Origin of the sequence: Pseudomonas sp. RIT411, from assembly GCF_003057735.2 — a bacterium.
Lineage (GTDB): Bacteria > Pseudomonadota > Gammaproteobacteria > Pseudomonadales > Pseudomonadaceae > Chryseomonas > Chryseomonas oryzihabitans.
In genome coordinates this window covers 129075-154897 of the sequence record NZ_QBIZ02000004.1, presented here as the reverse complement: position 1 = coordinate 154897, position 25823 = coordinate 129075, and the positions used below count along the sequence as shown (strand labels likewise).

The following is a 25823-nucleotide window of genomic DNA, read 5'->3' as shown; positions in this document are numbered from 1 at the left end:
ATGACCACTTCCTGGCTGTTCTGGGCGCTCCTGGCGGCGGCGTTCGCCGCCCTCACCGCCATCTTCGGCAAGCTGGGCGTGGAACACGTCAACGCGGACTTCGCCACCCTGCTGCGCACCCTGGTGGTCGTTGTGGTCCTGGCGGCCATCGTCCTGGCCACCGGGCAGGCGCAACCCCTGGCCAGCATCGCCGGTCGCAGCTATATGTTCCTGTTGCTTTCGGGCGTGGCCACCGGCCTGTCCTGGCTGTGCTACTACCGGGCGCTCAAGCTGGGCCCCGCCTCGCTGGTGGCGCCGGTGGACAAGTTGAGCGTGGTGCTGGTGGCGATCTTTGGCGTGGCGCTGCTGGGTGAGCGCCTGGACCTGCGCCAGTGGTGCGGCATCGCCGCCATCGGCGGGGGCGTGCTGCTGCTGGCCTGGCGGCCCTGAGAGCCTATACAAAGTTTGCTGCGCGTCGGCCAAACTGCGTTGAAAAGCCCCTCGGAATGCTCATTTACCACTCGTAAACTCCGCTTCCTCGGGTCTTTCCGCCTTGTTTCGCTCTAGCTCGCGAAACTTTGAACAGCCTCTTAAAAGGGCGCAGGAAAAGGGCCTGACCGCCGGTGGGAGATTGCCGGACGGCAGAAAGCGGCCAAGCCCATTTCCTGCATTGCGCATTCCCTTGCCATCGATCCGCTTATTCAAACGGCCGACTTAGAGCGATTCTGCCGCGTCGATCCCCGGTGGGCAATGGCTGGATTCCGCAAAAGCGGCCTAAGGGTGTCCGCCCTTGTCCTGTTCCAGGGTCTCGATGAAGGCTATCTGCAGCCGCGAATGGACGCGGATGAACCAGCGCCACAGCACCGCGATCACCACCACCGCGACCAGGCCGATCAGCAGCAGCAGCTCGCCACGCGGCAGGATGCTGCTGCTCAGCGCGGCCAGCAGCACCAGGATGCCAGCCAGCGACAGCAGCGGGATCAGCTCGCTGACCAGTCGCCGTACCGGCTGCGTATAGCGGCCAGCCTGGTTCTGCCGCACGCTGAGTTCGGCCATCAGCATGGCCAGAGCCTTGAGCTTGCGATAGGCGGCGATCAGGCAGGGCAGCGACAGCAGCAGGGCCCCGCCCCAGATGCAGGCCTTCTGCAGATCGGGATCGGTGATCCAGGTGCTGAGCCAGCCGGCCAGGCCGCCAGCGAAATAGGCGCCGCCAAGGAAGATGGCGATGACCAGCGACAGGTTGATGCCCACCTGCAGCAGGATGCGCCTCATCATGCCGGCCAGAACCGCCTTCTCGCCCTGGGGCTGGATGCTGCGCAGCCATTCGCCATAGATGCCCAGCACCCGCTGCATGGGCTGCGGCAACCAGCGGCCGATCCACAGCGCCAGCGGATCGGCGGCCTTGATCAGATAGGGTGTCAGCAGCGTGGTGATCGCCGACACGGCCACCGCCACCGGATAGAGGAAATGACTGGTGACGCCCAGGGTGATCCCGAGGGTGGCGATGATGAAGGAGAACTCGCCGATCTGCGCCAGGCCCATGCCGACCCGCAGCGAGGTCCGGCCATCGTTGCCGGCGATCAGGGTCCCCAGGCTGCAGGCGAGGATCTTGCCCAGCACCACGGCGACGCTGATCACGGTGATCGGCCAGGCGTATTCCACCAGCACCTTGGGATCGAGCAGCAGGCCGATGGCGACGAAGAAGATGGCGCTGAACATGTCGCGCAGCGGTTCCACCAGCTTCTCGATCTTAAGCAGCTGCCGCGACTCGGCCATGATGGCGCCGATCAGGAAGGCACCCAGCACCACGCTGTATTCCAGCTTGGCCACCAGCAGGCAGAAGCCGAAGCACAGCCCCAGCACCGTGATCAGCAGCATCTCGTTGCTGTCGAACTTGGCCACGTAGGCCAGCAGGCGTGGCACTAGCAGGATGCCGATCACCAGCGCCACGATCATGAACAGACTCAGCTTGCCCAGGGTCGAGGCCACCGCGCCCGGTTCCACCGAACCGCTCACCGCCAGGCCCGACAGCAGGGCGATGATGCCGATGCCGAGAATGTCCTCGACGATCAGCACGCCAAAGATCTGCTGGGCGAAGCGCTCGTGCTTCATCTTCAGCTCGTTGAGCGCCTTGACGATGATGGTGGTCGAGGAAATGGCCAGGATGGCGCCGAGGAACAGCGAATCCATATGCGACCAGCCGAACATCTGGCCCACCTGGTAACCCAGCCAGAGCATCAGGCTGATCTCGAGGAAGGCGGCGATGAAGGCCGTGGCACCCACCCGGAACAGCTTGCGCAGCGAGAATTCCAGGCCGAGGCTGAACATCAGGAAGATCACCCCCACCTCGGCGAGGGTCTTGATGCTTTCTTCGTCGTGGATCAGACCGAATGGCGGGGTGTGGGGTCCGATGATGAAGCCGGCGAGGATGTAGCCCAGGACCACGGGCTGCTTGAGGCGGTGGAAGAGGATGGTCACCACGCCGGCCACCAGCATGATGACGGCCATGTCCTGGATAAAAGCTAGAGCATGCATCGGCCGGGCCCTCCTATGACGGGCCGGGCACTCTCCCGACACCTGCGCTGACTGGAGTCCAAGACTAGCATCTGCAAACTCTTGTGACGGATTTTGCAAAAATCTGTAATAGATTGATGTGCTTGGAAATTTTCAACGGTCGCAAGCACTTGGCGGCCTGCTTCCAGGTAACGCCGACAGGGCAAAATACCGAAACAATTCACGCTGGCTGTACTTGACCGGGCAGCGCAAGATGTATCCAACACCAGACTCTTCACAGAGAGAACACCACATGCAACGCCTGATGAGCTTCTTCATGATCCTGTGCCTGGGCCTCACGCTCAGCCTGGATGCCAATGCCAAACGCATGGGCGCCGGCAAGTCCGCTGGCGCCGCGCCCATTCACCAGACCCGCCAGGCCGCGCCGACCCAGCAGCCGGGCATGGCCGCGCCCGCCGCCGGTGCTGGCGCCGCCGCCGCTGCCCGTCCCAGTGGTGCCTCGCGCTGGCTCGGCCCGCTGGCCGGTATCGCCGCCGGTGGTCTGCTCGCCTCCATGTTCATGGGTGACGGCTTCGAAGGCTTCCAGTTCTTCGACTTCCTGATCCTGGCGCTCATCGCCTTCGTGATCTTCCGCCTGATCGCCCGTCGCAAGCAGCAGGCCGGTCCGCAGCCCGCCGTCGCCGGTCATGCGCCGATGCAGCGCGAGATGCCCAACCAGCCCAACAATGGCGGTCTGTTCGGCGGTGCCGCCGCTGGCGCCGCGCCGGTGATCAACGCACCGAGCTGGTTCAATGCCGAGCGCTTCGTGGCCGCCGGTCGCGAGCACTTCATGAACCTGCAGCAGCACTGGGACGCCAACGAGATGGACAAGATCTCCGAGTTCGTCACCCCGCAGATGCTGCAATGGCTGCGTGACGAGCGCGCTGCACTGGGCGAGGGCTTCCAGTCCACCTACATCGAGAACCTGAATGCCACCCTTGACGGTGTCGAGGATCTGCAGGGCAAGACCATCGCCACCATCACCTTCAACGGTGTATCCAAGGAATCGCGCTTCGACCAGGGCCAGCCGTTCAGCGAAAGCTGGCGCATGGAGCGCATGGCCGGCGAGAACCAGCCCTGGCTGCTGGCCGGTATCCGCCAGAACGCCTGATAAGGGCACGTCACCGAAAAACCCGGCTCTAAGCCGGGCTTTTTCATGGGCGCCGCCTGCCGAACATCTCTCGAAACCGCTATCAAGTCCGTGCGGAAGCTGCCGTTATCACGGACTGAACTGCTAACCTTGCGCGCCTCTTTTCCCTTTATCCGGTGCGCATTTCGAGAGAGGCCTGCTATGGAAGACGTCATCGAACGCCTGCGTGAAGAAAACGAACCCGTTCCCGTACCCCTGGAGCTGCCCGACGAAGACCTGCTGGTCGAGATCGAGGAAGAACTGCTCATCAGCCTGCCGCCGGAATTCCGCGAGTTCCTGCTGACCGTCAGCGACGTGGTCTATGGCCGCATCGAGCCGGTGACCGTCACCGATCCCCAGTCCCATACCTACCTGCCGGAAGTGGCTGCCACCGCCTGGGACGAAGGCCTGCCGCGCGAGTACATTCCCCTCTGCGCCAGCGACGACGGCTACTACTGCGTCAGCCAGGAAGGCGAGGTACTGTTGTGGGAAGACGGCGACCTGACCGACGAATCCTGGGATTCGGTCTGGGTCTGGGCGCGCGACGTCTGGCTGGAAAGCTGACCGGCCCGCTACTGAACGACCCCGCTGCGCATGGGTCTGGATAAGGCCATCACTTACGGAGGATGCGTCATGAGCACTCCCGTCGTCCTGATCACCGGTGCCGCGGGCGGCCTCGGCCGCGCCCTGGCGCAACGCTTCGCCCAGAGTCGCTGGCGCGTCGCCGCCGCCGACCGCGATGCCGAGGGCCTGCATGGCCTCAACGGCATCGTCGGCCTGGATTCCAGCGTGACCGCCGATATCTCCAGCGCCGAGGGCTGCCGTTCCCTGGTCAGCAAGGTCATGGCCCGTACCGGGCGTCTGGATGCCCTGATCAACGCGGCGGGCATCTGGCGCGAAGGCGAGGTCGAGACCTTTACCGAGGACGACTACGACCTGGTGATGGCGGTCAATCTCAAGGCCACCTTCTTCATGTGTTCGGCGGCCATCCCCTTCCTCAAGGAAAATCGCGGCGTCATCATCAACGTCGCCAGCGGCGCCGGACGCCAGCCCATCGCCGGCGCGGCGGCCTATGGCGCGGCCAAGGCCGCGGTGCGCTTCTTCAGCCAGAATCTGGCGGTGGAACTGGCGCGCGATGGGGTGCGGGTCAATGCCGTCTCGCCAGGGGACATCGACACCCCCATGCTGGACTTCCAGGCCGCCCACTATGGCAGTGGCGATCCGGCCGGCTATCGCCGCAACCTGCTCAATCGCTATCCCCAGGGCGAAACCGCGCGCTTCATCCAGCCGGAAGAGGTGGCCGAATTCGTCTACTTCCTCTGCCAGCCCCAGGCGGCGGCCATTTCCGGCGCCGACCTGCCCATCGACTTCGGGCTGTCCGCCGGCCGTTGATGGCTGTGACAGACGGCGTCGGTGCGTCGTCTACAGGATTTCCCCCTCGAGGATTCGCCCATGGAAGCCGGCAACCACCAGTTGAGCATGACCATCCTGATGACCCCGGACCTGGCCAACTTTTCCGGCAATGTCCACGGCGGCGCCCTGCTCAAGCACCTCGACGAAGTGGCCTATGCCTGCGCCAGCCGCTATGCCGGACGCTATGTGGTGACCCTCTCGGTGGATCAGGTGATCTTTCGCGAACCGGTGCATGTCGGCGAACTGGTGACCTTTCTCGCCTCGGTGAACTACACCGGGACCACTTCCATGGAAATCGGCGTCAAGGTCATCACCGAGAACATCCAGCAGCGTTCGGTGCGCCACACCAACAGTTGCTTCTTCACCATGGTGGCGGTGGACGAGAACGGCAAATCCTGCCCCGTGCCCCAGCTGGAACCCGTGACCGCGGACGAGAAGCGGCGCTGTGTGCAGGCCCAGCAGCGCCGGCAGATCCGTCGGGAACTTCAAGAGCGCTATCAGGCACTCAAGGAAACCTTTTGAGTTTTGCCGGCTAGGTCGCCGTCGTTCGACGGCAGCGGCTCCAGGATCTGGCAATCCAAATCCTTGGAGCCAGCATGTCCCATGACACCCCTCTGATATCCACCCTGGCGATCGGCCTGGTCCTGGCCTTTGCCTTCGGCATCCTCGCCACCCGTCTGCGCCTGCCGCCCATCGCCGGCTATCTGCTCGCCGGGGTCGCGGCCGGCCCCTTCACGCCCGGCTTCGTCGCCGATCCCGAACTGTCCAAGGAGCTGACCGAAATCGGCGTCATCCTGCTGATGTTCGGCGTGGGTCTGCACTTTTCCATCAAGGATCTGCTGGCGGTCAAACGCATTGCCATCCCCGGCGCCATCGTGCAGATCGCTGCCGCCACCCTGATGGGCATGGGGGTGAGCCACTTCCTGGGCTGGGGACTGGGCAGCGGCCTGGTGTTCGGGTTGTCGCTGTCGGTGGCCAGTACCGTGGTATTGCTGCGAGCCCTGGAAGAACGCCAGATGGTGGAAAGCCGACGTGGTCGCATCGCCGTGGGCTGGCTGATCGTGGAAGACCTGCTGATGGTGCTGGCCCTGGTGGTACTGCCGGCGCTGGCCGGGCCGCTGGGTGGCGACAGCGGCGAAGAATCGGGCCAGAGCCTGGGGCTGGAGCTGGGCCTCACCGCGCTCAAGGTTGGCGCCTTCATCGCGCTGATGCTGCTGGTGGGCCGGCGGGTCATCCCCTGGCTGCTGGCCCGGGTGGTCCGTACCGGTTCGCGCGAACTCTTCACCCTGGCGACCCTGGCCATCGCCATGGGCATCGCCTATGGCTCGGCGTCGCTGTTCGGGGTGTCCTTCGCCCTGGGCGCCTTCTTTGCCGGCGTGGTGCTCAACGAATCGGAACTCAGCCACGACGCGGCGGAGAATTCGCTACCCCTGCGCGAAGCCTTCGCCGTGCTGTTCTTCTTTTCCGTGGGTTGCCTGTTCGATCCGGAGATCCTGCTGGAACAACCCCTGGCGGTGCTGGCCACGGTGGCAGTGATCGTCTTTGGCAAGTCCATCGCCGCGACTCTGATCGTCCTGGCCTATCGTCGCCCCTTGAGCGTGGCCCTGACCATCGCCGCCAGCCTGGCGCAGATCGGCGAATTCTCCTTTATCCTCGCCAGCCTCGGCCTGTCGCTGAAACTGCTCGACCAGGGCGCTCACGACCTCATCCTGGCCGCCGCCATCATCTCCATCATCCTCAATCCGCTGCTGTTTCACGGCATCGACCTGCTGCAGCCCTGGATGGAGCGTCGCGAAGGCCGCCGGCTGATCAATGCCAAGGGCAAGCATGCGCCAGAGCTGGACGACGAGCCCGAGCCAGTGGCGCAACGGGGTCACCTGGTGCTGGTGGGCTATGGACGGGTGGGCCGCTATCTCTGCGATCGCCTGGATCGCGAGGATCCGCCGCTGATCGTGATCTCGGACGAACCGGAACACGTCACGGCGCTACGCCAGCAGGGATTCAAGGCGATCCTCGGCAACGCGACCCAGGACAAGGTGCTGGCACGGGCCAAGCTCGAGGAGGCGCGGGCCCTGCTGCTGGCGATTCCCAACGGCTTCGAGGCCGCCGAGATCGCGCGCCGGGCCCGCGAGCTGGCGCCGGAACTGCCTATCCTCGCCCGCGCCCATCACGAAGACGAGATCCGCCATCTGGAGCGTCATGGCGTGGACGAGGTGATCATGGGCGAACGCGAGATCGCCCTTGGCATGTTCCGCTATCTGGGCCTGGAGCGGACCGGGGAGTCCGAGGCGGAGCCCAGGGGCTCCGCCGCCTAGCGACCTAGCGGCGCTGGATCTTGAAGTTGAAGGTCTTGGTGGCCTTGCGCGGGACGATCTGGCCGCCGGAGACCCGGGGGGCGAAGCGCCATTCGCCCAGCACCTCGAGCACCGCGCGCTCCAGTTGCTTGTTGGAGGCTTCCAGCACCTGAATGTCGGCCAGTCGACCGTCGGCGGTCACGGTGAACATCACCCGCACCTCGCCACCCACACCGCGACGACGCAGCATTTCCGGATACTCCGGCGGCGTCATCTTGATCGGCCGGATGTCGGCGTCGTCGATGCTGCCGGTGGGCAGGCCGGCGGTCTTCGGCGGACCGGACGGCGCGGCGGCCGGCGCCGGCTGACTGGGCGCAGCCGTGGCCGCAGGCGCGGGGGCCGGCGCTGGTGCGGCCTGAGCCACCGGCTCCGGCGCGGGCTCGACCTTTTTCGGCAGCGGCTTCTGCTGGCTGTGCTCGACCGGCTTGGGCTTCGGCTTGGGTTTGGGCTTTTCCACTACCGGCTTTGGCGGCTCCACCGGTTTCGGCGGTTCCACGGGCTTGGGCGGCTCCGGTGGCGGCGGTTCGGGTTGCGGCGGCGGCGGCGGCGCGGGCGGTGCCGGGGTCGGCGCGGGCGGCTCGGGTACCGGCTTGGGCAACTGGATGAAGCTGACCTGCATGGGTTCGTCGCCCTTGGCGATCTTCAGCTCCGGTGGCGCCTGGACCACCAGGAACAGCGCCGCGGCCATGCTGGCGTGCATGATCAGCGACAGCGCCGAGGCGGCCCCCCAGCCGCGACCCCGGGGTGGCTGCTCGCCCGGTTCGGCAGCGCCGACCGGGGTCAATACCGGGGTCAGGATCTCTTCGTTACGCTCGGGCATGCGGAACGACAGGATGGTGGCCGAGGGCTCGCTACGCTTGGCATTGACCCCTGCCACGGGCTCCACATCGCCTGCCTGGGCGGCCCTGACGGGTCCCTGGACGGATTCCAGCTCATCGCCATCGGTACGCGCAGCGACTACGAGAGGTTCAGGCTTGGCAAGAGACGTCGGAGCCATGGGAGCAATACGCAGAGGAAGTAAATTTAATAATCATTATCATTAGCTGAACAAATTTGGCAACCTCAAATGTCGCGAATGGTCCCGCCCAGCGCTTTTTCGAGGGCCTCTAGGTCCGGCTTTTCCTCCAGGATCAACTCCAGCCGGTTGTCGCGTCGCCACAGGGTCGGCTCCCAGGCGCCCTGCCCGGCCAGACCGTTGTAGGCCTGCCAGCCCTCCGCCAGCTGCAGCACCGCCTTCAGCCTGAGCAGCCCGGGGAGACCGCCCAGCAGCGCCAGCAATGCCGGGCCGTCGAAGCTGTGGCTGGGATGCCAGCGCCAACCGACGGCGTGGTGGCCCTCCAGGGTATGGCTGAAGCGCAGCGGGCGTCCGGGCAGCAACAGCGCCTGCGGAGCGGACGCCGCCTCGGGCTCGGATAACTCGCCGTCGCTCGAGGTTTCACCGTCGGCCAGGGGCAGGTCGGCCAGGGCGATCCGCCCGCCTTCGGTCCAGTACAGCGGCCGATCGCCCAACTGCGCCGGCAAGCCTGCCCGCTCCAGGCCCGCGCTCTTGTTGAGCACGATCAGGCCGGCCTGGCCCAGCGCCTGCTGCTGGGCGTCCGGCAAGGGCTGGCCCTCCAGCAGTTGCCTGGCATCCACCACCCAGATCAGGGGTTGCAGACTCAGCACCCCGGTCCAGGGCGGCGCCTGGAGTTGCCGATAGAGACTGGCGGGATGGCCGAGGCCGGAAGGCTCGATGAACAGCCGCTGCGGTCGTGCCCGTCTGAGCAGTCGGGTGAGGGCTACCTGCAGGGGCACGCCCTGGACGCAGCACAGGCAGCCACCCGGGACCTCGGCGATCGCCAGGCCGTCGTCGTCCCGGGTCATGAGCGCCGCGTCGAGTCCGACCTGGCCGAATTCGTTGACCAGGATCGCCCAGCGCTCGTGGGCGGGGCGCTGGGCGAACAGCTGGCGGATCAGGGTGGTCTTGCCGGCGCCCAGAGGGCCGGCGATCACATGGGTCTTGATATCGGCGAGGCGCATGGCGGGAGGGTCGAATGCTAGAGTGGCGATTTCATCAGGGAGATGGGCTGGAATGTGGCGATTGCTGATGCCTCTGCTGCTGTTGCCGTCACTGGCGCTCGCCGATGCCTGCGTGATCCGCAGTCGTCAGGGCAGTGTGGACGTGCAGGTCTGCCAGAGCAATATCGACATCCCCGCCCAGCTGTTTCGCGACGGCTTCTGCCAGCCGCAGCTCAAGGACCAGCAGACCGAGGTCCGCTTCGTCGACCGCTGTCCGGTCGGCGAGATCGGCATCTGCCAGGGCGCCCGCAGTCCGGGCGTGCCCTATCGACAGGATATCCACTACTACGGCGAGCCCGGCGACGGCCGCTTCCTGGCCTTCGCCTGCCGGCAGCAGAATCAGGGCAGCTGGCGCGTGCCCTGAGGTTCCACGTGGAACCCTTTATTCCACGGTCACCGACTTGGCCAGATTGCGTGGCTGGTCCACGTCGGTGCCCTTGAACACGGCGACGTGGTAGGACAGCAGCTGCAGCGGGATGGTGTAGAGGATCGGCGACAGCGCATCGTGGATGTGCGGCATGGGCACGATGCGGGTGCCTTCGCCTTCCTCGAAGCCGGCACGCTCGTCGGCGAAGACGATCAGCTGACCGCCACGGGCGCGCACTTCCTGCAGGTTGGACTTGAGCTTTTCCAGCAGCTCGTTGTTGGGCGCCACCGTCACCACCGGCATGTCGGCATCCACCAGCGCCAGCGGACCGTGCTTGAGCTCACCGGCCGGATAGGCCTCGGCGTGGATGTAGGAGATCTCCTTGAGCTTGAGCGCACCCTCCATGGCCACCGGGTACTGCTCGCCACGCCCCAGGAACAGGGTGTGGTGCTTCTCAGCAAAGGATTCCGCCAGCTTTTCCACGGTCTTGTCCATGGCCAGGGCTTCGTCCAGCCGCGCCGGCAGCCGGCGCAATTCGGCCACCAGCTCGGCTTCGACGGCGGCAGCCAGACGCTGCTGGCAGCGACCCAGACTCAGGGTCAGCAGCAGCAGCGAAACCAGCTGGGTGGTAAAGGCCTTGGTCGAGGCCACGCCGATCTCGGGACCGGCCTGGGTCAGGAAGCTCAGCTGGGATTCGCGCACCAGGGAGCTGGTCGCCACGTTGCAGATGGCCAGGCTGCTCAGATAGCCGGATTGCTTGGCCATGCGCAGCGCGGCCAGGGTATCGGCTGTTTCGCCCGACTGGGAGATGGTGACGAACAGGGTGTCCGGGCTGACGGCGACGCGGCGATAGCGGAATTCGCTGGCCACCTCCACCTGACAGGGGATGCCGACGTATTCCTCGATCCAGTAGCGCGCCACCGAACCGGCATGGAAGCTGGTGCCGCAGGCGACGATCTGGACCTGGCGGACCTTGGCGAACAACTCGGATGCCGCCGGACCGAAGGCCTCGGGCAAGACCTGACCGTCACCCAGACGGCCTTCCAGGGTGCGCTGGACCACACTGGGCTGCTCGTGGATCTCCTTGAGCATGAAGTGGCGATAGGCGCCCTTGTCAGCGGCCTCGCTGCCTTCGTGGTACTGCACCATCTCGCGCTGGACCGGCGCGCCGCTCATATCCCAGAGCGTGATCTGATCCAGGCGGATCTCGGCCACGTCACCCTCTTCCAGGTAGACGAAGCGATCGGTCACCTGACGCAGCGCCAGCTGGTCGGAGGCCAGATAGTTCTCGCCCAGACCCAGGCCGATGACCAGGGGACTGCCGCTGCGAGTCGCCACCAGGCGATCCGGCTGCTGGCGCCAGACCGCCGCCAGGCCATAGGCGCCGTGCAGTTCCTTGACCGCCGCCTTCAGCGCCGTGGTCAGGTCGCCGCTGTCCTGCAGCTTGAGGTGCAGCAGATGGACGATGACCTCGGTGTCGGTCTGGGAGGTGAAGACATAGCCCTGGGCCTTGAGCTGGGCGCGCAGGGCCTCGTGGTTCTCGATGATGCCGTTGTGCACCACCGCCACGTCACCCTGGGAGAAATGCGGGTGGGCATTGGCTTCGGTAGGCGCACCATGGGTCGCCCAGCGGGTGTGGGCGATGCCCAGGCGACCGGCCAGGGGATCGGCCAACAGGGCCGCTTCCAGTTCGCTGACCTTGCCGATGCGGCGCAGGCGCTGCAACTCGCCCTGGGCATCCAGCAGGGCCAGGCCGGCGCTGTCGTAGCCACGGTATTCCAGGCGCTTGAGACCCTCGACCAGAATGGCGGTGATGTTACGCTCGGCAATGGCGCCGACGATTCCACACATGCTTACCTCCCCTTGCCTGTCTTATCCACAACGACCCGGCGGGGCCGGCTGTGGATGACCTGATTGTCTAGTTATCCACCGGGGCGCAGATGACCTGCACCCCCTGGGTTTCGATCGCCCGGGCCGCCTCGGCGGGCAGTCGCTCATCGGTGATGAGCACGTCCACCCTTTCCCAAGGTAGTTCCAGATTGGGAATTCGCCTGCCCAGCTTGCTCGCCTCGGCCATGACCACCACCTCGCGCGCCACCTCCGCCATCACCCGCGACAGCGACAGATGCTCGTTGAAGGTGGTGGTGCCGCGCTCCGGATCGAGGCCGTCGGCGCCGATGAACAGCTGGTCGAAGTCATAGGATCTGAGTACCTGCTCGGCGACTTGCCCCTGGAAGGATTCCGAGTGCGGATCCCAGGTGCCGCCGGTCATCAGCAGCATGGGTTCCTGTTCCAACTCGCGCAGCGCCATGGCCACCTGCAGGGAATTGGTCATGACCACCAGGCCGGGACGGCGATCGAGCTGTGGGATCAGCGCTGCCGTGGTGCTGCCGCAGTCGACGATGATCCGTGCATGTTCGCGCAGGCGCCGGGCCGCGGCCCGGGCAATGGCCTGCTTGAACGGCGATGCTTGGGGCGGTGCCTCGGCCAGCAGCTCCTGGGGCATGGCCACCGCACCGCCGTAGCGGCGCAGCAGTAGCCCATTGCGCTCGAGGGCGGCCAGGTCCTTGCGGATGGTGACCTCGGAGGTCTCCAGCTGGCGGGCCAGTTCGTCCACGCTGACCTCGCCCTGCTCCCGGAGCTGGGCAAGGATGGCGTGGCGACGCTGGGCGGTGTTGCGACGGGTCATAAATTTCGATTCGAAAGATAATGGATCGAATCAAAACCTAATAGCAGGCCGGCGTCAAGCCTTGGGGGCCTTCTTCGGTCGCTGCCAGCCGGTCTTGTTGATCTGCCGCGCCCGCCCCAGTGCCAGGGTATCAGCCGGCACGTCCGCCGTGATGACCGAGCCTGCCGCCGTGGTCGCGCCGGCGCCCAGGCTGACCGGCGCCACCAGCGAGCTGTTGGAACCCACGAAGACATCCGCGCCGATTTCGGTTCGAAACTTGTTGGCGCCGTCATAGTTGCAGGTGATGGTGCCTGCGCCTATGTTGCTGCCAGCACCGATGCTGGCATCGCCCAGATAGGTCAGGTGACCGGCCTTGGCGCCGTCCTGCAGATGGGCGTTCTTGAGTTCGACGAAGTTGCCCACATGGGCCTTGCTGCCCAGTTCGCTGCCCGGGCGCAGACGGGCGAAGGGACCGACGTCGGCGCCCTCCCCGACCACGGCGCCGTCCAGATGACTGTTGGCCTTGATGATGGCGCCGCGCTTGAGCACGCTGTCCTTGATCACGCAATTCGGACCGATGCTCACGCCGTCTTCCAGCACCACCCGACCTTCGAGAATGACGTTGACGTCGATGGAGACGTCACGACCCGCCTCGACCTGGCCACGCTGATCGAAGCGCAGGGGATCCAGCAGGGTCACGCCCTGCAGCATCAGGCGCTCGGCGGCGCGCTGCTGGAAGTGCCGCTCCAGCTGGGCCAGCTGCCGACGATCGTTGGCGCCCTGCACTTCCATGGCGTCCGCCGGCTGGCTGGTGGCGATGGTCAGGCCGTCCGCCACCGCGAGGGCGATGACATCGGTCAGGTAGTACTCGCCCTGGGCATTGCTGTTGGACAGGCGACCCAGCCAGTCCGCCAGCCGCCGACCGGGTACCGCGAGGATGCCGGTATTGCCTTCGCGGATGGCGCGCTGGGCGTCGCTGGCGTCCTTGTGCTCGACGATGGCGGTTACCCGCCCCTGCTCATCGCGCAGGATGCGGCCATAGCCGGTGGGATCGTCCAGCTCCACGGTCAGCAGCGCCAGGTGGCTGTCATCCACCTGCTGCAGCAGGCGCTGCAGGGTCTCGGTCTGGATCAGGGGCACGTCGCCATAGAGGATCAATACCCGCTCCGCCGTCAGCGCCGGCGCCGCCTGGGCCACGGCATGGCCGGTACCGAGTTGCTCGGCCTGGACCACGAAGCTGACGTCGTCGGCGGCCAGCTGGCTGCGGACCTGGTCGGCGCCATGGCCGATGACGACATGGATGCCGGCCGGCTGCAGCTCACGGGCACGGTCGAGGACATGCCCCAGCATGCTGCGACCGGCCACGGGATGAAGCACCTTGGGTAGAGCGGATCTCATGCGGGTGCCCTGGCCAGCAGCCAGGATGACGATTTCCAGGGACATCGGAACCTCGGAGACAGGAGGAAGAGACGAGCCGGCGACCGAAGGCGACAGGCGCCTTCCAAGTCCGACCACGCGAAATTTCTCGCCCACTTTTCGGACGACAAAAGAAAAGGGTAGCCGAAGCTACCCTTGTCGTTACAGCCTGACCTCGCGCTTAGCGCTTGGCCTGCCGCTTGAGCTGCTGGATGGTGCGCAGCTGGGCGGCGGCTTCGGCGAGCTGAGTGGCGGCAGCGGTGTAATCGAACTCCGTGCCCTTGTCGCTCAGTGCTGCCTCGGCGCGCTGCTTGGCTTCCAGAGCGGCAGCTTCGTCGATGTCACCGGCGCGGCTGGCGGTATCGGCCAGCACTTCGACGACATTCGGCTGCACTTCCAGAAAACCGCCGGAGATGTAGAACACCTCCTCGGCGCCCCCGGCCTTGACCAGGCGGATGGGGCCCGGTTTCAGATCGGTGAGCAGCGGCGCATGGCCCGGGGCGATACCCAGATCACCCAGGTGGCCGTGGGCGATGATCATCTCCACCGCGCCGGAGAAGATTTCCCCTTCCGCGCTGACGATGTCGCATTGGACTGTCTTGGCCATAGCGTGCCTCTAAGAGCGCCCGTCGCCGGGCGCGGCAGTTACAGTTTCTTGGCTTTCTCGATGGCTTCGTCGATGCTGCCGACCATGTAGAACGCCTGCTCGGGCAGGTGATCGTAGTCGCCACGCAGGATCCCTGAGAAGCCGGCGATGGTGTCCTTGAGGGACACGTACTTGCCGGGCGAACCGGTGAAGACTTCGGCCACGAAGAACGGCTGGGACAGGAAGCGCTGGATCTTACGAGCGCGAGATACCAGCTGCTTGTCGGACTCGGACAGTTCGTCCATGCCCAGGATCGCGATGATGTCCTTCAGCTCCTTGTAGCGCTGCAGCACGTACTGGACGCCGCGAGCGGTGTCGTAGTGCTCCTGGCCGATCACGTTCGGGTCCAGCTGGCGCGAGGTGGAGTCCAGGGGATCGACCGCCGGGTAGATACCCAGGGAGGCGATGTCACGGGACAGAACCACAGTGGCGTCCAGGTGGGCGAAGGTGGTCGCCGGGGACGGGTCGGTCAAGTCATCCGCAGGGACGTAGACGGCCTGAACGGAGGTGATCGAACCCAGCTTGGTGGAGGTGATGCGCTCCTGCAGGACACCCATCTCCTCGGCCAGGGTCGGCTGGTAGCCCACCGCGGACGGCATACGACCCAGCAGCGCGGACACTTCGGTACCGGCCAGGGTGTAGCGGTAGATGTTGTCGACGAACAGCAGGACGTCACGGCCTTCGTCACGGAATTTCTCGGCCATGGTCAGACCGGTCAGGGCCACGCGCAGACGGTTGCCCGGCGGCTCGTTCATCTGGCCATAGACCAGGGCGACCTTGTCCAGAACGTTGGAGTCCTTCATCTCGTGGTAGAAGTCGTTCCCTTCACGGGTACGCTCGCCCACGCCGGCGAACACGGAATAACCGCTGTGCTCGATGGCGATGTTACGGATGAGCTCCATCATGTTGACAGTCTTGCCCACGCCGGCGCCGCCGAACAGGCCGACCTTGCCGCCCTTGGCGAAGGGGCAGACCAGGTCGATGACCTTGATGCCGGTTTCCAGCAGGTCGTTACCACCGGCCTGCTCTGCATAGGACGGGGCCTTGCGGTGGATTTCCCAGCGCTCTTCCTCGCCGATGGGGCCGGCTTCGTCGATGGGGTTGCCCAGGACGTCCATGATGCGGCCGAGGGTCTTGACGCCGACCGGGACCTTGATGGCCTCGCCGGTGTTGCCCACGTTCAGGCCGCGCTTTAGGCCTTCGGTGCTACCCATGGCGATGGTACGGACCACGCCGTCGCCCAGCTGCTGCTGGACTTCCAGGGTGGTTTCGGCACCCTGCACCTTGAGGGCGTCAAAGACGCGCGGTACCGCGTCGCGCGGGAATTCCACGTCGATCACGGCGCCGATGATTTGTACGATACGTCCGCTACTCATTTCGCGTTCCTCGAATGTTTAAGCTGTCCGTCAGACCGCGGCGGCGCCGCCGACGATTTCCGAAATTTCTTGGGTGATCGCAGCCTGGCGAGCCTTGTTGTAGACCAGCTGCAGCTCCTTGATGAGATCGCCGGCGTTGTCGGTGGCGTTCTTCATCGCGATCATCCGCGCGGCCTGTTCGCTGGCAGCGTTCTCGACCACGGCCTGGTACACCTGGGATTCCACGTAGCGCACCAGCAGACCGTCGAGCAGGGTCTTGGCGTCGGGCTCGTAGAGGTAGTCCCAATGCTTGCCTTGCAGCTCACCGCCCTCGGCCGGTACCAGGGGCACCAGCTGCTGGATGGTCGGCTTCTGGGTCATGGTGTTGACGAAGACGTTGGACACCACGTACAGACGGTCGATACGGCCGTTCAGGTAGGCATCCAGCATCACCTTGATGCTGCCGATCAGATCGCCGATCGCCGGGGCTTCGCCGAGGTGGCTGATGGCCGCGACCACGTTGCCGCCGAAGCTGCGGAAGAAGGAGGCACCCTTGGCCCCGATCACCGCCAGATCGATTTCCACACCCTTGCCGCGCTGGTCGCTCATGTCGCGGACCAGAGCCTTGAACAGGTTGGTGTTCAGACCACCGGCCAGACCCCGATCGGAGCTGACCACGATGTAACCGACGCGCTTGACCTCGCGTTCCACCATGAAGGCATGGCGGTACTCGGGGTTGGCGTTGGCCAGGTGGCCGATCACAGCGCGGATGCGCTCGGCATAAGGCTTGCTGGCAGCCATGCGGGCCTGAGCCTTACGCATCTTGCTGACCGCAACCTTTTCCATGGCGCTGGTGATCTTCTGTGTGCTTTTGATGCTCGCGATCTTGCCGCGAATCTCTTTTGCGCCTGCCATGTGACACCTATCGGGTTGGCAAACGGGGGCTGGCGCCCCCGTCGCGGCTTACCAGGTTTGCGTGGCCTTGAACTTCTCGATTCCCGCCTTGATGCCGGCGTCGATCTCGTCGTTGAAGTCGCCCTTCACGTTGATCTTGGCCATCAGGTCGGCGTGATCGCGGTTGAAGTAGGCGATCAGGGCCTGCTCGAAGCTACCGATCTTGTCCAGGGACACATCGCTCAGGAAACCACGCTCGGCGGCGTACAGGCTCAGGGACATCTCGGCGATGGACATGGGCGCGTACTGCTTCTGCTTCATCAGCTCGGTGACGCGCTGACCATGCTCGAGCTGCTTGCGGGTGGCTTCGTCCAGGTCCGAGGCGAACTGGGCGAAGGCCGCCAGTTCACGGTACTGGGCCAGCGCGGTACGGATACCGCCGGACAGCTTCTTGATGATCTTGGTCTGGGCCGCACCACCCACACGGGATACCGAGACACCGGCGTTGACCGCCGGGCGGATGCCCGAGTTGAACAGGCCGGCTTCCAGGAAGATCTGGCCGTCGGTGATGGAGATCACGTTGGTCGGAACGAAGGCGGACACGTCGCCGGCCTGGGTCTCGATGATCGGCAGTGCGGTCAGCGAGCCGGTCTTGCCGGTCACGGCGCCGTTGGTGAACTTCTCGACGTAGTCGGCGGAGACGCGGGAGGCGCGCTCGAGCAGACGGCTGTGGAGATAGAACACGTCGCCGGGATAGGCTTCACGGCCCGGCGGACGACGCAGCAGCAGGGAGATCTGGCGATAGGCCACGGCCTGCTTGGACAGATCGTCATAGACGATCAGGGCGTCTTCACCGCGGTCGCGGAAGTATTCGCCCATGGTGCAACCCGAGTAGGGTGCCAGGAACTGCAGGGCCGCCGATTCGGACGCACTGGCTGCCACCACGATGGTGTTGTGCAGAGCGCCGTTCTCTTCCAGCTTGCGCACCACGTTGGCGATGGTCGACTGCTTCTGACCAATGGCGACGTAGACGCAGCGGATGCCGCTGTTCTTCTGGTTGATGATGGCATCGATCGCCATGGCGGTCTTGCCGATCTGACGGTCACCGATGATCAGCTCGCGCTGACCGCGGCCTACCGGGATCATGGCATCGACGGCCTTGTAGCCGGTCTGCACCGGCTGGTCGACCGACTGACGCCAGATCACGCCCGGTGCGACCTTCTCGACGGCGTCGGTGGCGCTGGCGTTCAGCGGACCCTTGCCATCGATGGGGTTGCCCAGGGCGTCGACGACGCGACCCAGCAGTTCCGGACCAACCGGGACTTCCAGGATGCGGCCGGTGCACTTGGCGCTCATGCCTTCGGCCAGACCCAGGTAGCTACCCAGGACCACGGCGCCGACGGAGTCCTGCTCCAGGTTCAGCGCCATGCCGTAGATGCCGCCGGGGAATTCGATCATTTCGCCGTACATGACGTCGGCCAGACCGAAGATCCGCACGATACCGTCGGACACGCTGACGATGGTGCCTTCGTTGCGGGCTTGCGAGGTCACGTCGAGTTTCTCGATGCGACCCTTGATGATTTCACTAATTTCGGAAGGATTGAGTTGCTGCATGCTACTGCCCCTTCAAACTCAAGGTTTCAACGCTTCGGCCAGTTGCGCGAGCTTGCCGCGAACGGAGCCATCGATTACCAAGTCGCCGGCGCGGATTACCACACCACCGATCAGGCTCGCATCCTCGGATGCATTTAGTCGCACTTGTCGACCTAGCCTTGCGCTGAGAGCCTTGGCGAGTTTGTCTTGCTGTTCGTCGCTCAAGGCGAAAGCACTGGTGACTTCCGCCTCAATGGATTTTTCCTGCTCGGCCTTGTACGCCTCGTAGATCTCGGCGATGGCCGGGAACAGGTCGATCCGGTCGTTTTCTGCCACGGTCCGAACGAAGTTCTGGGACTGTGCATCCAGCTGATCGCCACATACGTCGATGAGCAATCCGGCCTTGGCGTCCGCAGTCAACTGCGGCTGCTGAAGCAGCTGGCGCACGGTCCCATCTTGGGATACCGCGGCGAGCAGCCCTAGCGCGGCCGACCATTGGGTCAACTGCTGCTGGGACTGTGCGAACTCGAAAGCCGCCTTGGCATAGGGCCGGGCCAGCGTGTTCAGTTCTGCCATTGGTGGCCTCGCTTAGATTTCCGCTGCCAGTCGGTCGACCAACTGGGCATGAGCATTGGCATCAACGGTCGATCCGAGGATCTTCTCGGCGCCGGCCACGGCCAGCACGCCGACGCGAGCACGCAGAGCGTCCTTCGCGGTGTTGATTTCCTGCTCGATTTCCGCCTGAGCCTGCGCCTTGATCCGGTCGCCTTCGGCACGGGCCTTGGCCTGTGCGTCCTCGACGATCTGAGCGGCACGCTTGTTGGCTTGCTCGATGATCTCGGCTGCTTGACCCTTGGCTTCGTTCACTTTCTGGTTGGCTTGCTGCTGTGCCACTTCCAGATCACGAGCCGCGCGGTTGGCAGCGTCAAGGCCATCGGCAATCTTCTTCTCACGCTCACGCAGCGCCGAGATGATCGGCGGCCACACGTACTTCATGCAGAAGAGCACGAAGATGAAGAAGGCAACGGACTGGCCTATCAGGGTTGCATTAATGTTCACGCCAACACCTCGCTCGTTCGTTGTCCATCAGTCCTGCCTACACCCGCGAGGGTGATCAGCCGGCGATCTGACCAACGAAGGGGTTAGCGAAGGTGAAGAACAGGGCGATACCAACACCGATCATGGTCACGGCGTCGAGCAGACCGGCGACGATGAACATCTTGACTTGCAGCATCGGAACCATTTCCGGCTGACGAGCGGCGCCTTCGAGGAACTTGCCACCCAGCAGACCGAAGCCAATGGCGGTACCCAGAGCGCCCAGGCCAATCAGCAGAGCAACGGCGATCGCGGTCAAACCAACTACAGTTTCCATCTTTCCTCCCGACTTTTTTAGTCGTCTTGGTTAAGGTTGAAGCGAAAAAGTTTTCCCAAGTTACCCGGCGGACAGGGCCCGCCGGGACTCACGGCAGAACCGCCTCCGGACGCCGTCAGCAGCGCCCGGGGGCCATTCCTTAGTGACTTTCTTCGTGCGCCATCGACAGGTAGACGATGGTCAGCATCATGAAGATGAAGGCCTGCAGGGTGATGATGAGGATGTGGAACACCGCCCACGCCCACTGCAGCACGATACCCAGACCGCCCAGTGCCAGACCGTTGGCGAACATGATGGCGATCAGGATGAAGATCAGCTCGCCCGCATACATGTTGCCGAACAGTCGCAGCGCCAGCGAGATCGGCTTGGCGATCAGGGTGACGAATTCGAGCAGGAAGTTGATCGGAATCAGGATGATCTGCAGCAGCGGATTCTTGCTGCTGAACGGGTGCAGGGTCAGCTCGCCGAAGAAGCCGCCGAGACCCTTCATCTTGATGCTGTAGAAGATGATCAGGCCAAACACCGACAGGGCCATGCCCAGGGTGGCGTTCGGGTCGGTGGTGGGCACCACGCGGAAGTAGGTGTGCTCGCCGAACAGCATGCCGGCCACGGACGGCAGCCAGTCCACCGGCACCAGGTCCATCAGGTTCATCAGGAAGATCCAGACGAAGATGGTCAGGGCCAGGGGCGCGATCAGGGCGTTCTTGCCATGGAAGGTGTCACGGACGCTGCCGTCGACGAATTCCACCAGCACTTCGACGAAGTTCTGCAGGCCGCCGGGCTGACCGCTGGTGGCCTTCTTGGCGATGCTGCGGAACAGCACCAGGAAGATCAGGCCGAGGGCGACCGACCAGCCGAGGGTGTCCACGTGGAAGGCCCAGAAGCCCATTTCCTTAGCTTCAGCGGGGGTGTGGGCGAAGCTCCAGCCGTTCACCGGATGCATACCATAGGTCAGGTTCTGCAGGTGGTGCTGGATGTAGCCCGAAGCGGAGTCTGCTGCCATGTGTGCCTCGAATGCCTTAAGGTCTAGTCGGTTTTTTCAGTAGCAGGGGCGCGCCGGCATTGACCATCAGCGTCAACAGGTAGACGCCGAACAGTGCAGGAGCCGAAAGCGGTTTTACCCCGGCAAACGTCAGTGCAAAGAGCACTGCCGTGAGAATCAGTTTGCCCGCCTCGCCCGAGTAGAAAGAACGGACGATGTCTCGGGCGGCATGGGCGCCGCGATAGCGGAACGCCTTGAACGAAAAATACAGATTGGGCAGCCAGGCAATCAGCCCGCCCAACAATCCGGAATAACCGGCGACCTTACCGACGAAGCAAGACAAGACAACGGCGGCACACGACGCGACAGCCAGTTGGACGAGCAGCAGGCGAAAGGCAGGCTGGTGATGGAAGGGCAGGCGTTTGGGCGTGCGGCGGTCCATCGGCTCGAAGTCCTCTGGTGTCGGCATAATAGTTGTTTTCACTGGCATGCTTTGTGCCGACAAAAAGCGGGCAAAGTATAGGGGCGCGTCTGGAGTGGTTCAAGCCACCCCGGACAGATTGCCGCCCAGCCTTGCAGGCATTTGTGTCAGCGAATGTGCGCCAGTACGCCTTGAAGTTCGTCCAAAGAGGTGTAACGGATCACCAGTTGACCCTTGCCTTTCTCGCCATGGCGGATCTGCACGTTGGCGCCCAAACGTTCGGCCAGACGCTGCTCCAGCCGGCTGATGTCCGGATCCACCGCAGGCGCCTTCTCGACCGGCTCCGCACCGCTGAGCCACTGGCGCACCAGGGCTTCGGTCTGGCGGACGGTGAGCCCCCGTGCGACAACGTGCCGCGCCCCTTCCGCCTGGCGGGCCTTGGGCAGGCCGAGCAGGGCGCGGGCGTGGCCCATCTCCAGCTCGCCCCTGGCCAGCAGGTCCTTGGCCTCTTCGGCCAGAGCCAGCAGGCGCAGCAGGTTGGTCACGCCCGAGCGCGACTTGCCGACGGCTTCGGCCACCTGGGCCTGGGTCAGCTCGAATTCGTCCTGCAACCGCTGCAGGGCCATGGCTTCTTCCAGCGGATTGAGGTTCTGCCGCTGGATGTTCTCGATCAGCGCCAGGGCGATGGCCACCTGGTCGGGCACATCGCGCACCAGCGCGGGGATGCGGTCCAGACCGGCCTGCTGGCTGGCGCGCCAGCGGCGTTCACCGGCGATGATCTCGTAACGGCCTTCGCCGATGGCGCGCACCACGATGGGCTGCATCAGCCCCTGGACGCGAATGGAGTTGGCCAGCTCTTCCAGAGCGGTCGGATCCATGTGCCGGCGCGGCTGGTACTTGCCGCGCTGGATGATGTCCACCGGCAGCGATTGCAGTTCGCTGACCGGGGTGGCGGCGGCCTGCTCCTGCAGGACCTTGACGCTGGCACCGCCGAGCAGGGCGTCGAGACCGCGGCCCAGACCTCGTTTCTTCACAGCCATGGGGATTCCTTAGGCAGTCTTGGCGACGCGAGCCGCCTTGCGCTGACGTTTGACCAGCTCGCTGGCCAGCTCCAGATAGGCCGCGGCCCCCTTGGAGCTCTTGTCGTAGACCAGCGCGGGCATGCCGTAGCTGGGGGCTTCGGCCAGGCGGACGTTGCGCGGAATGATGGTTTCGTAGAGCTCGTCGCCGAAGTGCTGCTTGAGCTGGGCGGCGACGTCGTTGGCCAGGCCGATGCGCGGATCGAACATGGTGCGCAGCAGGCCTTCGATCTTCAGCTGCGGATTCAGCCGCTGGGCGATGTGCTGGATGCTGCCGATCAGATCGGTCAGGCCTTCCAGGGCGAAGTATTCGCACTGCATGGGGATGATCACGCCATCGGCGGCCACCAGCCCGTTGATGGTCAGCATGGACAGCGACGGCGGGCAGTCGATGAGCACGTAGTCGTAGTTGTCCCGCACCGGGGCCAGGGCATCGCGCAGGCGACTCTCGCGCCCGCTCATCTCCAGCAGCTCGACTTCCGCGGCGGTGACGTCGCGGTTCGAGGGCAGCAGCTGGTAGCCGCCGTGCTCGGAAAAGTGCATGGCGTCGAGCAGGCCGCAGGCGCCGGTGAGGACGTCCAGCACCGAATGCTCCAGGGCATGCTTGTCCACCCCGCTGCCCATGGTGGCGTTACCCTGGGGATCGAGGTCGATCAGCAGCACCTTGCGCCGGTTGGTGGCGGCCAGAGAAGCGGCGAGATTGATGCACGTCGTGGTCTTGCCCACCCCGCCCTTCTGGTTGGCTATCGCGTAAACCTTGGCCATGTACCGCCTTACCCCTCTCCGTTCGTGCGGCGCAGTATCAGCAAGTGCCGCTGGCCTTGGCAACCGGGAACCGCGAGGACGTGCGCCGCCGCAACCCGGAAATCCGCTGGTAGCTTGGCCAGCTCGTCGTCGGGGTGTAGCCCCTTCATCGCCAGCCACTGTGTTTGGTTGTCGCCCAGGTGGCGCGTCCAGGTGGCGAAGTCGTCGATGGCGCTGAACGCCCGCGAGACGATGCCGGTGAAGGGCGCGGCGGGCTGATAGGCCTCGACGCGGGCATGCACCACCTCGAGATTGGTCAGGCCCAGCTCGATCCTGGCCTGGGTCAGGAAGCGCGTTTTCTTGCCGTTGCTGTCGAGCAGGGTGAAGCGCGACTCCGGAAAGAGGATCGCCAGGGGAATGCCCGGCATGCCGCCGCCGCTGCCCACGTCCAGCCAGTGCCCGGCGCCCACGTAGGGGACGATGCTGAGGCTGTCCAGCAGGTGCCGCGAGACCATCTCGTTGGGATCGCGCACCGCGGTGAGGTTGTAGGCCTTGTTCCACTTGACCAGCAGGTCCAGGTAGCCCAGCAGGCGCTCTTCCACGGCGGCGGACAGCGCCACGCCGAGCGTCTCGGCGCCCTGGCGCAGTTCGTTGGCTTGAATCGCGCTGGCCATCAGGCGCTGTGCTCCAGGCTGCGACCGGCGCTGCGCTTCTTCAGGTGGATCAGCAGCAGCGAGACCGCCGCCGGGGTGACCCCGGGAATGCGCGAGGCCTGACCGAGGGTTTCGGGACGGGCCTGGGCCAGCTTGTGCTGAATCTCCTTGGACAGGCCGGAGATGCTGGCGTAGTCCAGCTCGGCGGGCAGCGCCACGGCGTCGCTGGCGCGCAGCCGCTGGATCTCGTCCTGCTGGCGATCGATGTAGCCGGCGTACTTGGTCTTGATCTCGATCTGCTCGGCGACCTGGGTCTCGGCCGGCGTTTCGCCCACCGCGGCCATCAGGCCGGCGTAATCGATCTCCGGGCGGGCCAGCAGGTTCTGCAGGTTGTATTCGTGGTTGAGCGGGGTGCCGAAGCGTTCGGCCACCGCCGTGCCCTGGGGCGTGCCCGGACGGATCCAGGTCGCCTTGAGGCGCTGCTCTTCCAGGGCGATGCCCTCGCGCTTGGCTTCGAACAGCGCCCAGCGCTGATCGTCCACCAGGCCCAGCTCGCGACCCTTCTCGGTCAGGCGCAGGTCGGCGTTGTCTTCGCGCAGGATCAGCCGGTATTCGGCGCGCGAGGTAAACATCCGATAGGGCTCCTGGGTGCCCAGGGTGATGAGGTCGTCCACCAGCACGCCGAGGTAGGCCTCGTCGCGGCGCGGACACCAGGCCTCGCGGCCCTGGGCGCGCAACGCGGCGTTGGCACCGGCGAGCAGCCCCTGGGCGCCGGCTTCTTCGTAGCCGGTGGTGCCATTGATCTGGCCGGCAAAGAACAGGCCGGCGATGACCTTGGTTTCCAGGCTGTACTTGAGATCCCGCGGATCGAAGAAGTCGTATTCGATGGCGTAGCCGGGTCGCAGGATGTGGGCGTTCTCCATGCCGCGCATGGAGCGCACCACCTCGAGCTGCACATCGAAGGGCAGCGAGGTGGAGATGCCGTTGGGATAGAGCTCGTGGGTGGTCAGACCCTCGGGCTCGAGAAAGACCTGATGGCTGTCCTTGTCGGCGAAGCGGTGGATCTTGTCTTCGATGGACGGACAGTAGCGCGGCCCTACTCCTTCGATCACGCCGGAGTACATGGGCGAACGATCCAGGTTGGCGCGGATGATGTCGTGGGTGCGGGCATTGGTGTGGGTGATCCAGCAGCTGACCTGCGCCGGATGCTGCTCGCGATTGCCGAGAAAGGACATCACCGGCAAGGGGGTATCGCCGGGCTGCTCGGTCATCACCGAGAAGTCCACCGAGCGGCCGTCGATGCGCGGCGGCGTGCCGGTCTTCAGTCGCGATACCCGCAGCGGCAGTTCACGCAGGCGCTGGGCCAGTGCGATGGCCGGCGGGTCCCCGGCTCGTCCACCGCTGTGGTTCTGCAGACCGATGTGGATAAGACCACCGAGGAAGGTCCCGGCGGTCAGCACCACGTTGTCGGCATGGAATTTCAGGCCCATCTGGGTGATCACGCCGGCGACGCGATCGCCTTCGACGATGAGGTCGTCGCAGGCCTGCTGGAATATCCACAGGTTCGGCTGGTTTTCCAGCGTGTAGCGGATGGCCGCCTTGTACAGCACGCGATCGGCCTGGGCGCGAGTGGCGCGCACGGCAGGTCCCTTGCGGCTGTTGAGAATGCGGAACTGGATGCCGGCGAGATCCGTGGCCGCGGCCATGGCGCCGCCCAGGGCATCGATCTCCTTGACCAGATGGCTCTTGCCGATGCCGCCGATGGCGGGGTTGCAGCTCATCTGGCCGAGAGTTTCCACATTATGCGTGAGCAGCAGGGTGCGCACACCCATGCGAGCGGCCGCCAAGGCCGCTTCGGTACCGGCATGGCCGCCGCCGATCACGATGACGTCGAAACGGGAAGGAAAGTCCACCACGCACCTCGTGCCTGTTGGCAGGAATTCAAAGGAAAGCCGGCAAGTATAAGGCCTGGACGTCACTTGCAGAAGGGGGCTCTGGCCAAAAAATGATCAGCTGGCCTGGCAGACACCCAATATAAACAATAGGGAAGAAAGTTTTAAAAGGACTGATATAGAGCTTATGTATATGCAGGCCCTTCGCTGTGGATAAGCCTATGCAGCCCTCGTCAACGCTGGGCTGGGGAAAAC

26 protein-coding genes are annotated in these 25823 nt (G+C 64.8%); 7 read left to right on the top strand and 19 right to left on the bottom strand.

Translation table 11 applies throughout. The features are described from left to right. Window positions 1-429, top strand: a complete 429-nt coding sequence (locus DBY63_RS08255) for an EamA family transporter (RefSeq protein ID WP_108582209.1) — start codon at window positions 1-3, stop codon at window positions 427-429. A 324-nt stretch (window positions 430-753) separates the two neighbouring features. Here DBY63_RS08255 and DBY63_RS08250 read toward each other — a convergent pair whose 3' ends face one another. After that, window positions 754-2514: a cation:proton antiporter gene (locus DBY63_RS08250; protein WP_027598708.1), complete on the bottom strand. Its 1761-nt coding sequence runs from the start codon at window positions 2512-2514 to the stop codon at window positions 754-756. A 271-nt stretch (window positions 2515-2785) separates the two neighbouring features. Here DBY63_RS08250 and DBY63_RS08245 point away from each other — a divergent pair, with 271 nt between their 5' ends. The 5 genes from DBY63_RS08245 to ybaL all read left to right on the top strand — a co-directional run bounded on the left by DBY63_RS08245 (window position 2786) and on the right by ybaL (window position 7389). Then, window positions 2786-3643 carry a TIM44-like domain-containing protein gene (locus DBY63_RS08245; RefSeq protein WP_042134953.1) on the top strand — a complete coding sequence of 286 codons (858 nt, stop codon included), beginning with the start codon at window positions 2786-2788 and terminating at the stop codon, window positions 3641-3643. A 180-nt stretch (window positions 3644-3823) separates the two neighbouring features. Further along, the gene (locus DBY63_RS08240) at window positions 3824-4225 is read left to right on the top strand and encodes an SMI1/KNR4 family protein (RefSeq protein WP_007160107.1); all 402 of its coding nucleotides are present in this window, start codon (window positions 3824-3826) and stop codon (window positions 4223-4225) included. 69 nt (window positions 4226-4294) lie between these two features. Next, window positions 4295-5053, top strand: a complete 759-nt coding sequence (locus tag DBY63_RS08235; RefSeq protein ID WP_027598710.1) for an SDR family oxidoreductase — start codon at window positions 4295-4297, stop codon at window positions 5051-5053. Window positions 5054-5113: 60 nt separating this feature from the next. After that, window positions 5114-5596, top strand: coding sequence for an acyl-CoA thioesterase (locus DBY63_RS08230; protein ID WP_007160109.1), 483 nt, complete (start codon window positions 5114-5116; stop codon window positions 5594-5596). A gap of 74 nt (window positions 5597-5670) precedes the next feature. Next, the gene (gene ybaL / locus DBY63_RS08225) at window positions 5671-7389 is read left to right on the top strand and encodes a YbaL family putative K(+) efflux transporter (RefSeq protein WP_042134955.1); all 1719 of its coding nucleotides are present in this window, start codon (window positions 5671-5673) and stop codon (window positions 7387-7389) included. A gap of 4 nt (window positions 7390-7393) precedes the next feature. Here the strand turns inward: ybaL and DBY63_RS08220 are convergent, their stop codons facing one another. Then, the gene (locus tag DBY63_RS08220; RefSeq protein WP_256594362.1) at window positions 7394-8305 is read right to left on the bottom strand and encodes an energy transducer TonB; all 912 of its coding nucleotides are present in this window, start codon (window positions 8303-8305) and stop codon (window positions 7394-7396) included. A gap of 185 nt (window positions 8306-8490) precedes the next feature. After that, window positions 8491-9447: a CobW-like GTP-binding protein gene (locus tag DBY63_RS08215; protein ID WP_042134956.1), complete on the bottom strand. Its 957-nt coding sequence runs from the start codon at window positions 9445-9447 to the stop codon at window positions 8491-8493. Between the two features lie 67 nt (window positions 9448-9514). On the opposite strand from DBY63_RS08215, the gene DBY63_RS08210 reads away from it, so the two are divergent. Continuing rightward, complete coding sequence (locus DBY63_RS08210; RefSeq protein WP_256594361.1) at window positions 9515-9850, top strand: NADH:ubiquinone oxidoreductase; 336 nt, start codon at window positions 9515-9517, stop codon at window positions 9848-9850. 18 nt (window positions 9851-9868) lie between these two features. On the opposite strand, the gene glmS is transcribed toward DBY63_RS08210, so the two are convergent. The 16 genes from glmS to mnmG all read right to left on the bottom strand — a co-directional run bounded on the left by glmS (window position 9869) and on the right by mnmG (window position 25589). Next, a complete protein-coding gene (gene glmS, locus DBY63_RS08205) occupies window positions 9869-11704 on the bottom strand; it encodes a glutamine--fructose-6-phosphate transaminase (isomerizing) (RefSeq protein WP_074583353.1) in 1836 nt (611 codons plus the stop codon). A gap of 67 nt (window positions 11705-11771) precedes the next feature. Then, the gene (locus DBY63_RS08200) at window positions 11772-12542 is read right to left on the bottom strand and encodes a DeoR family transcriptional regulator (protein WP_108582207.1); all 771 of its coding nucleotides are present in this window, start codon (window positions 12540-12542) and stop codon (window positions 11772-11774) included. Between the two features lie 54 nt (window positions 12543-12596). Then, a complete protein-coding gene (gene glmU / locus DBY63_RS08195) occupies window positions 12597-13964 on the bottom strand; it encodes a bifunctional UDP-N-acetylglucosamine diphosphorylase/glucosamine-1-phosphate N-acetyltransferase GlmU (protein ID WP_108582206.1) in 1368 nt (455 codons plus the stop codon). Window positions 13965-14118: 154 nt separating this feature from the next. Beyond that, complete coding sequence (locus DBY63_RS08190; protein WP_007160117.1) at window positions 14119-14544, bottom strand: F0F1 ATP synthase subunit epsilon; 426 nt, start codon at window positions 14542-14544, stop codon at window positions 14119-14121. 38 nt (window positions 14545-14582) lie between these two features. Then, window positions 14583-15959 (bottom strand): F0F1 ATP synthase subunit beta, encoded by a 1377-nt coding sequence (gene atpD, locus DBY63_RS08185; protein ID WP_007160118.1) that lies wholly within the window; start codon window positions 15957-15959, stop codon window positions 14583-14585. 30 nt (window positions 15960-15989) lie between these two features. Further along, window positions 15990-16853 carry a F0F1 ATP synthase subunit gamma gene (atpG, locus tag DBY63_RS08180; RefSeq protein ID WP_007160119.1) on the bottom strand — a complete coding sequence of 288 codons (864 nt, stop codon included), beginning with the start codon at window positions 16851-16853 and terminating at the stop codon, window positions 15990-15992. Between the two features lie 48 nt (window positions 16854-16901). Continuing rightward, a complete protein-coding gene (atpA, locus tag DBY63_RS08175; protein WP_007160120.1) occupies window positions 16902-18446 on the bottom strand; it encodes a F0F1 ATP synthase subunit alpha in 1545 nt (514 codons plus the stop codon). An 18-nt stretch (window positions 18447-18464) separates the two neighbouring features. Continuing rightward, window positions 18465-19001, bottom strand: a complete 537-nt coding sequence (locus DBY63_RS08170) for a F0F1 ATP synthase subunit delta (RefSeq protein ID WP_027598717.1) — start codon at window positions 18999-19001, stop codon at window positions 18465-18467. A gap of 12 nt (window positions 19002-19013) precedes the next feature. Continuing rightward, window positions 19014-19484 carry a F0F1 ATP synthase subunit B gene (locus DBY63_RS08165; protein WP_007160122.1) on the bottom strand — a complete coding sequence of 157 codons (471 nt, stop codon included), beginning with the start codon at window positions 19482-19484 and terminating at the stop codon, window positions 19014-19016. 55 nt (window positions 19485-19539) lie between these two features. After that, the gene (gene atpE / locus DBY63_RS08160) at window positions 19540-19797 is read right to left on the bottom strand and encodes a F0F1 ATP synthase subunit C (RefSeq protein WP_003097235.1); all 258 of its coding nucleotides are present in this window, start codon (window positions 19795-19797) and stop codon (window positions 19540-19542) included. Between the two features lie 139 nt (window positions 19798-19936). Next, a complete protein-coding gene (atpB, locus tag DBY63_RS08155) occupies window positions 19937-20800 on the bottom strand; it encodes a F0F1 ATP synthase subunit A (RefSeq protein ID WP_007160124.1) in 864 nt (287 codons plus the stop codon). Window positions 20801-20816: 16 nt separating this feature from the next. Beyond that, a complete protein-coding gene (locus tag DBY63_RS08150; RefSeq protein ID WP_037006585.1) occupies window positions 20817-21221 on the bottom strand; it encodes a F0F1 ATP synthase subunit I in 405 nt (134 codons plus the stop codon). Window positions 21222-21367: 146 nt separating this feature from the next. Then, window positions 21368-22240, bottom strand: a complete 873-nt coding sequence (locus tag DBY63_RS08145; RefSeq protein WP_044341244.1) for a ParB/RepB/Spo0J family partition protein — start codon at window positions 22238-22240, stop codon at window positions 21368-21370. A gap of 9 nt (window positions 22241-22249) precedes the next feature. Then, window positions 22250-23044, bottom strand: coding sequence for a ParA family protein (locus DBY63_RS08140; protein ID WP_007160127.1), 795 nt, complete (start codon window positions 23042-23044; stop codon window positions 22250-22252). Window positions 23045-23052: 8 nt separating this feature from the next. Continuing rightward, window positions 23053-23697, bottom strand: a complete 645-nt coding sequence (gene rsmG, locus DBY63_RS08135; RefSeq protein WP_108582205.1) for a 16S rRNA (guanine(527)-N(7))-methyltransferase RsmG — start codon at window positions 23695-23697, stop codon at window positions 23053-23055. Beyond that, on the bottom strand, window positions 23697-25589 hold the full coding sequence (gene mnmG / locus DBY63_RS08130) for a tRNA uridine-5-carboxymethylaminomethyl(34) synthesis enzyme MnmG (RefSeq protein ID WP_027600505.1): 1893 nt from the start codon (window positions 25587-25589) through the stop codon (window positions 23697-23699). The genes rsmG and mnmG overlap by 1 nt, the downstream gene beginning before the upstream one ends. Window positions 25590-25823: the final 234 nt, after the last annotated feature.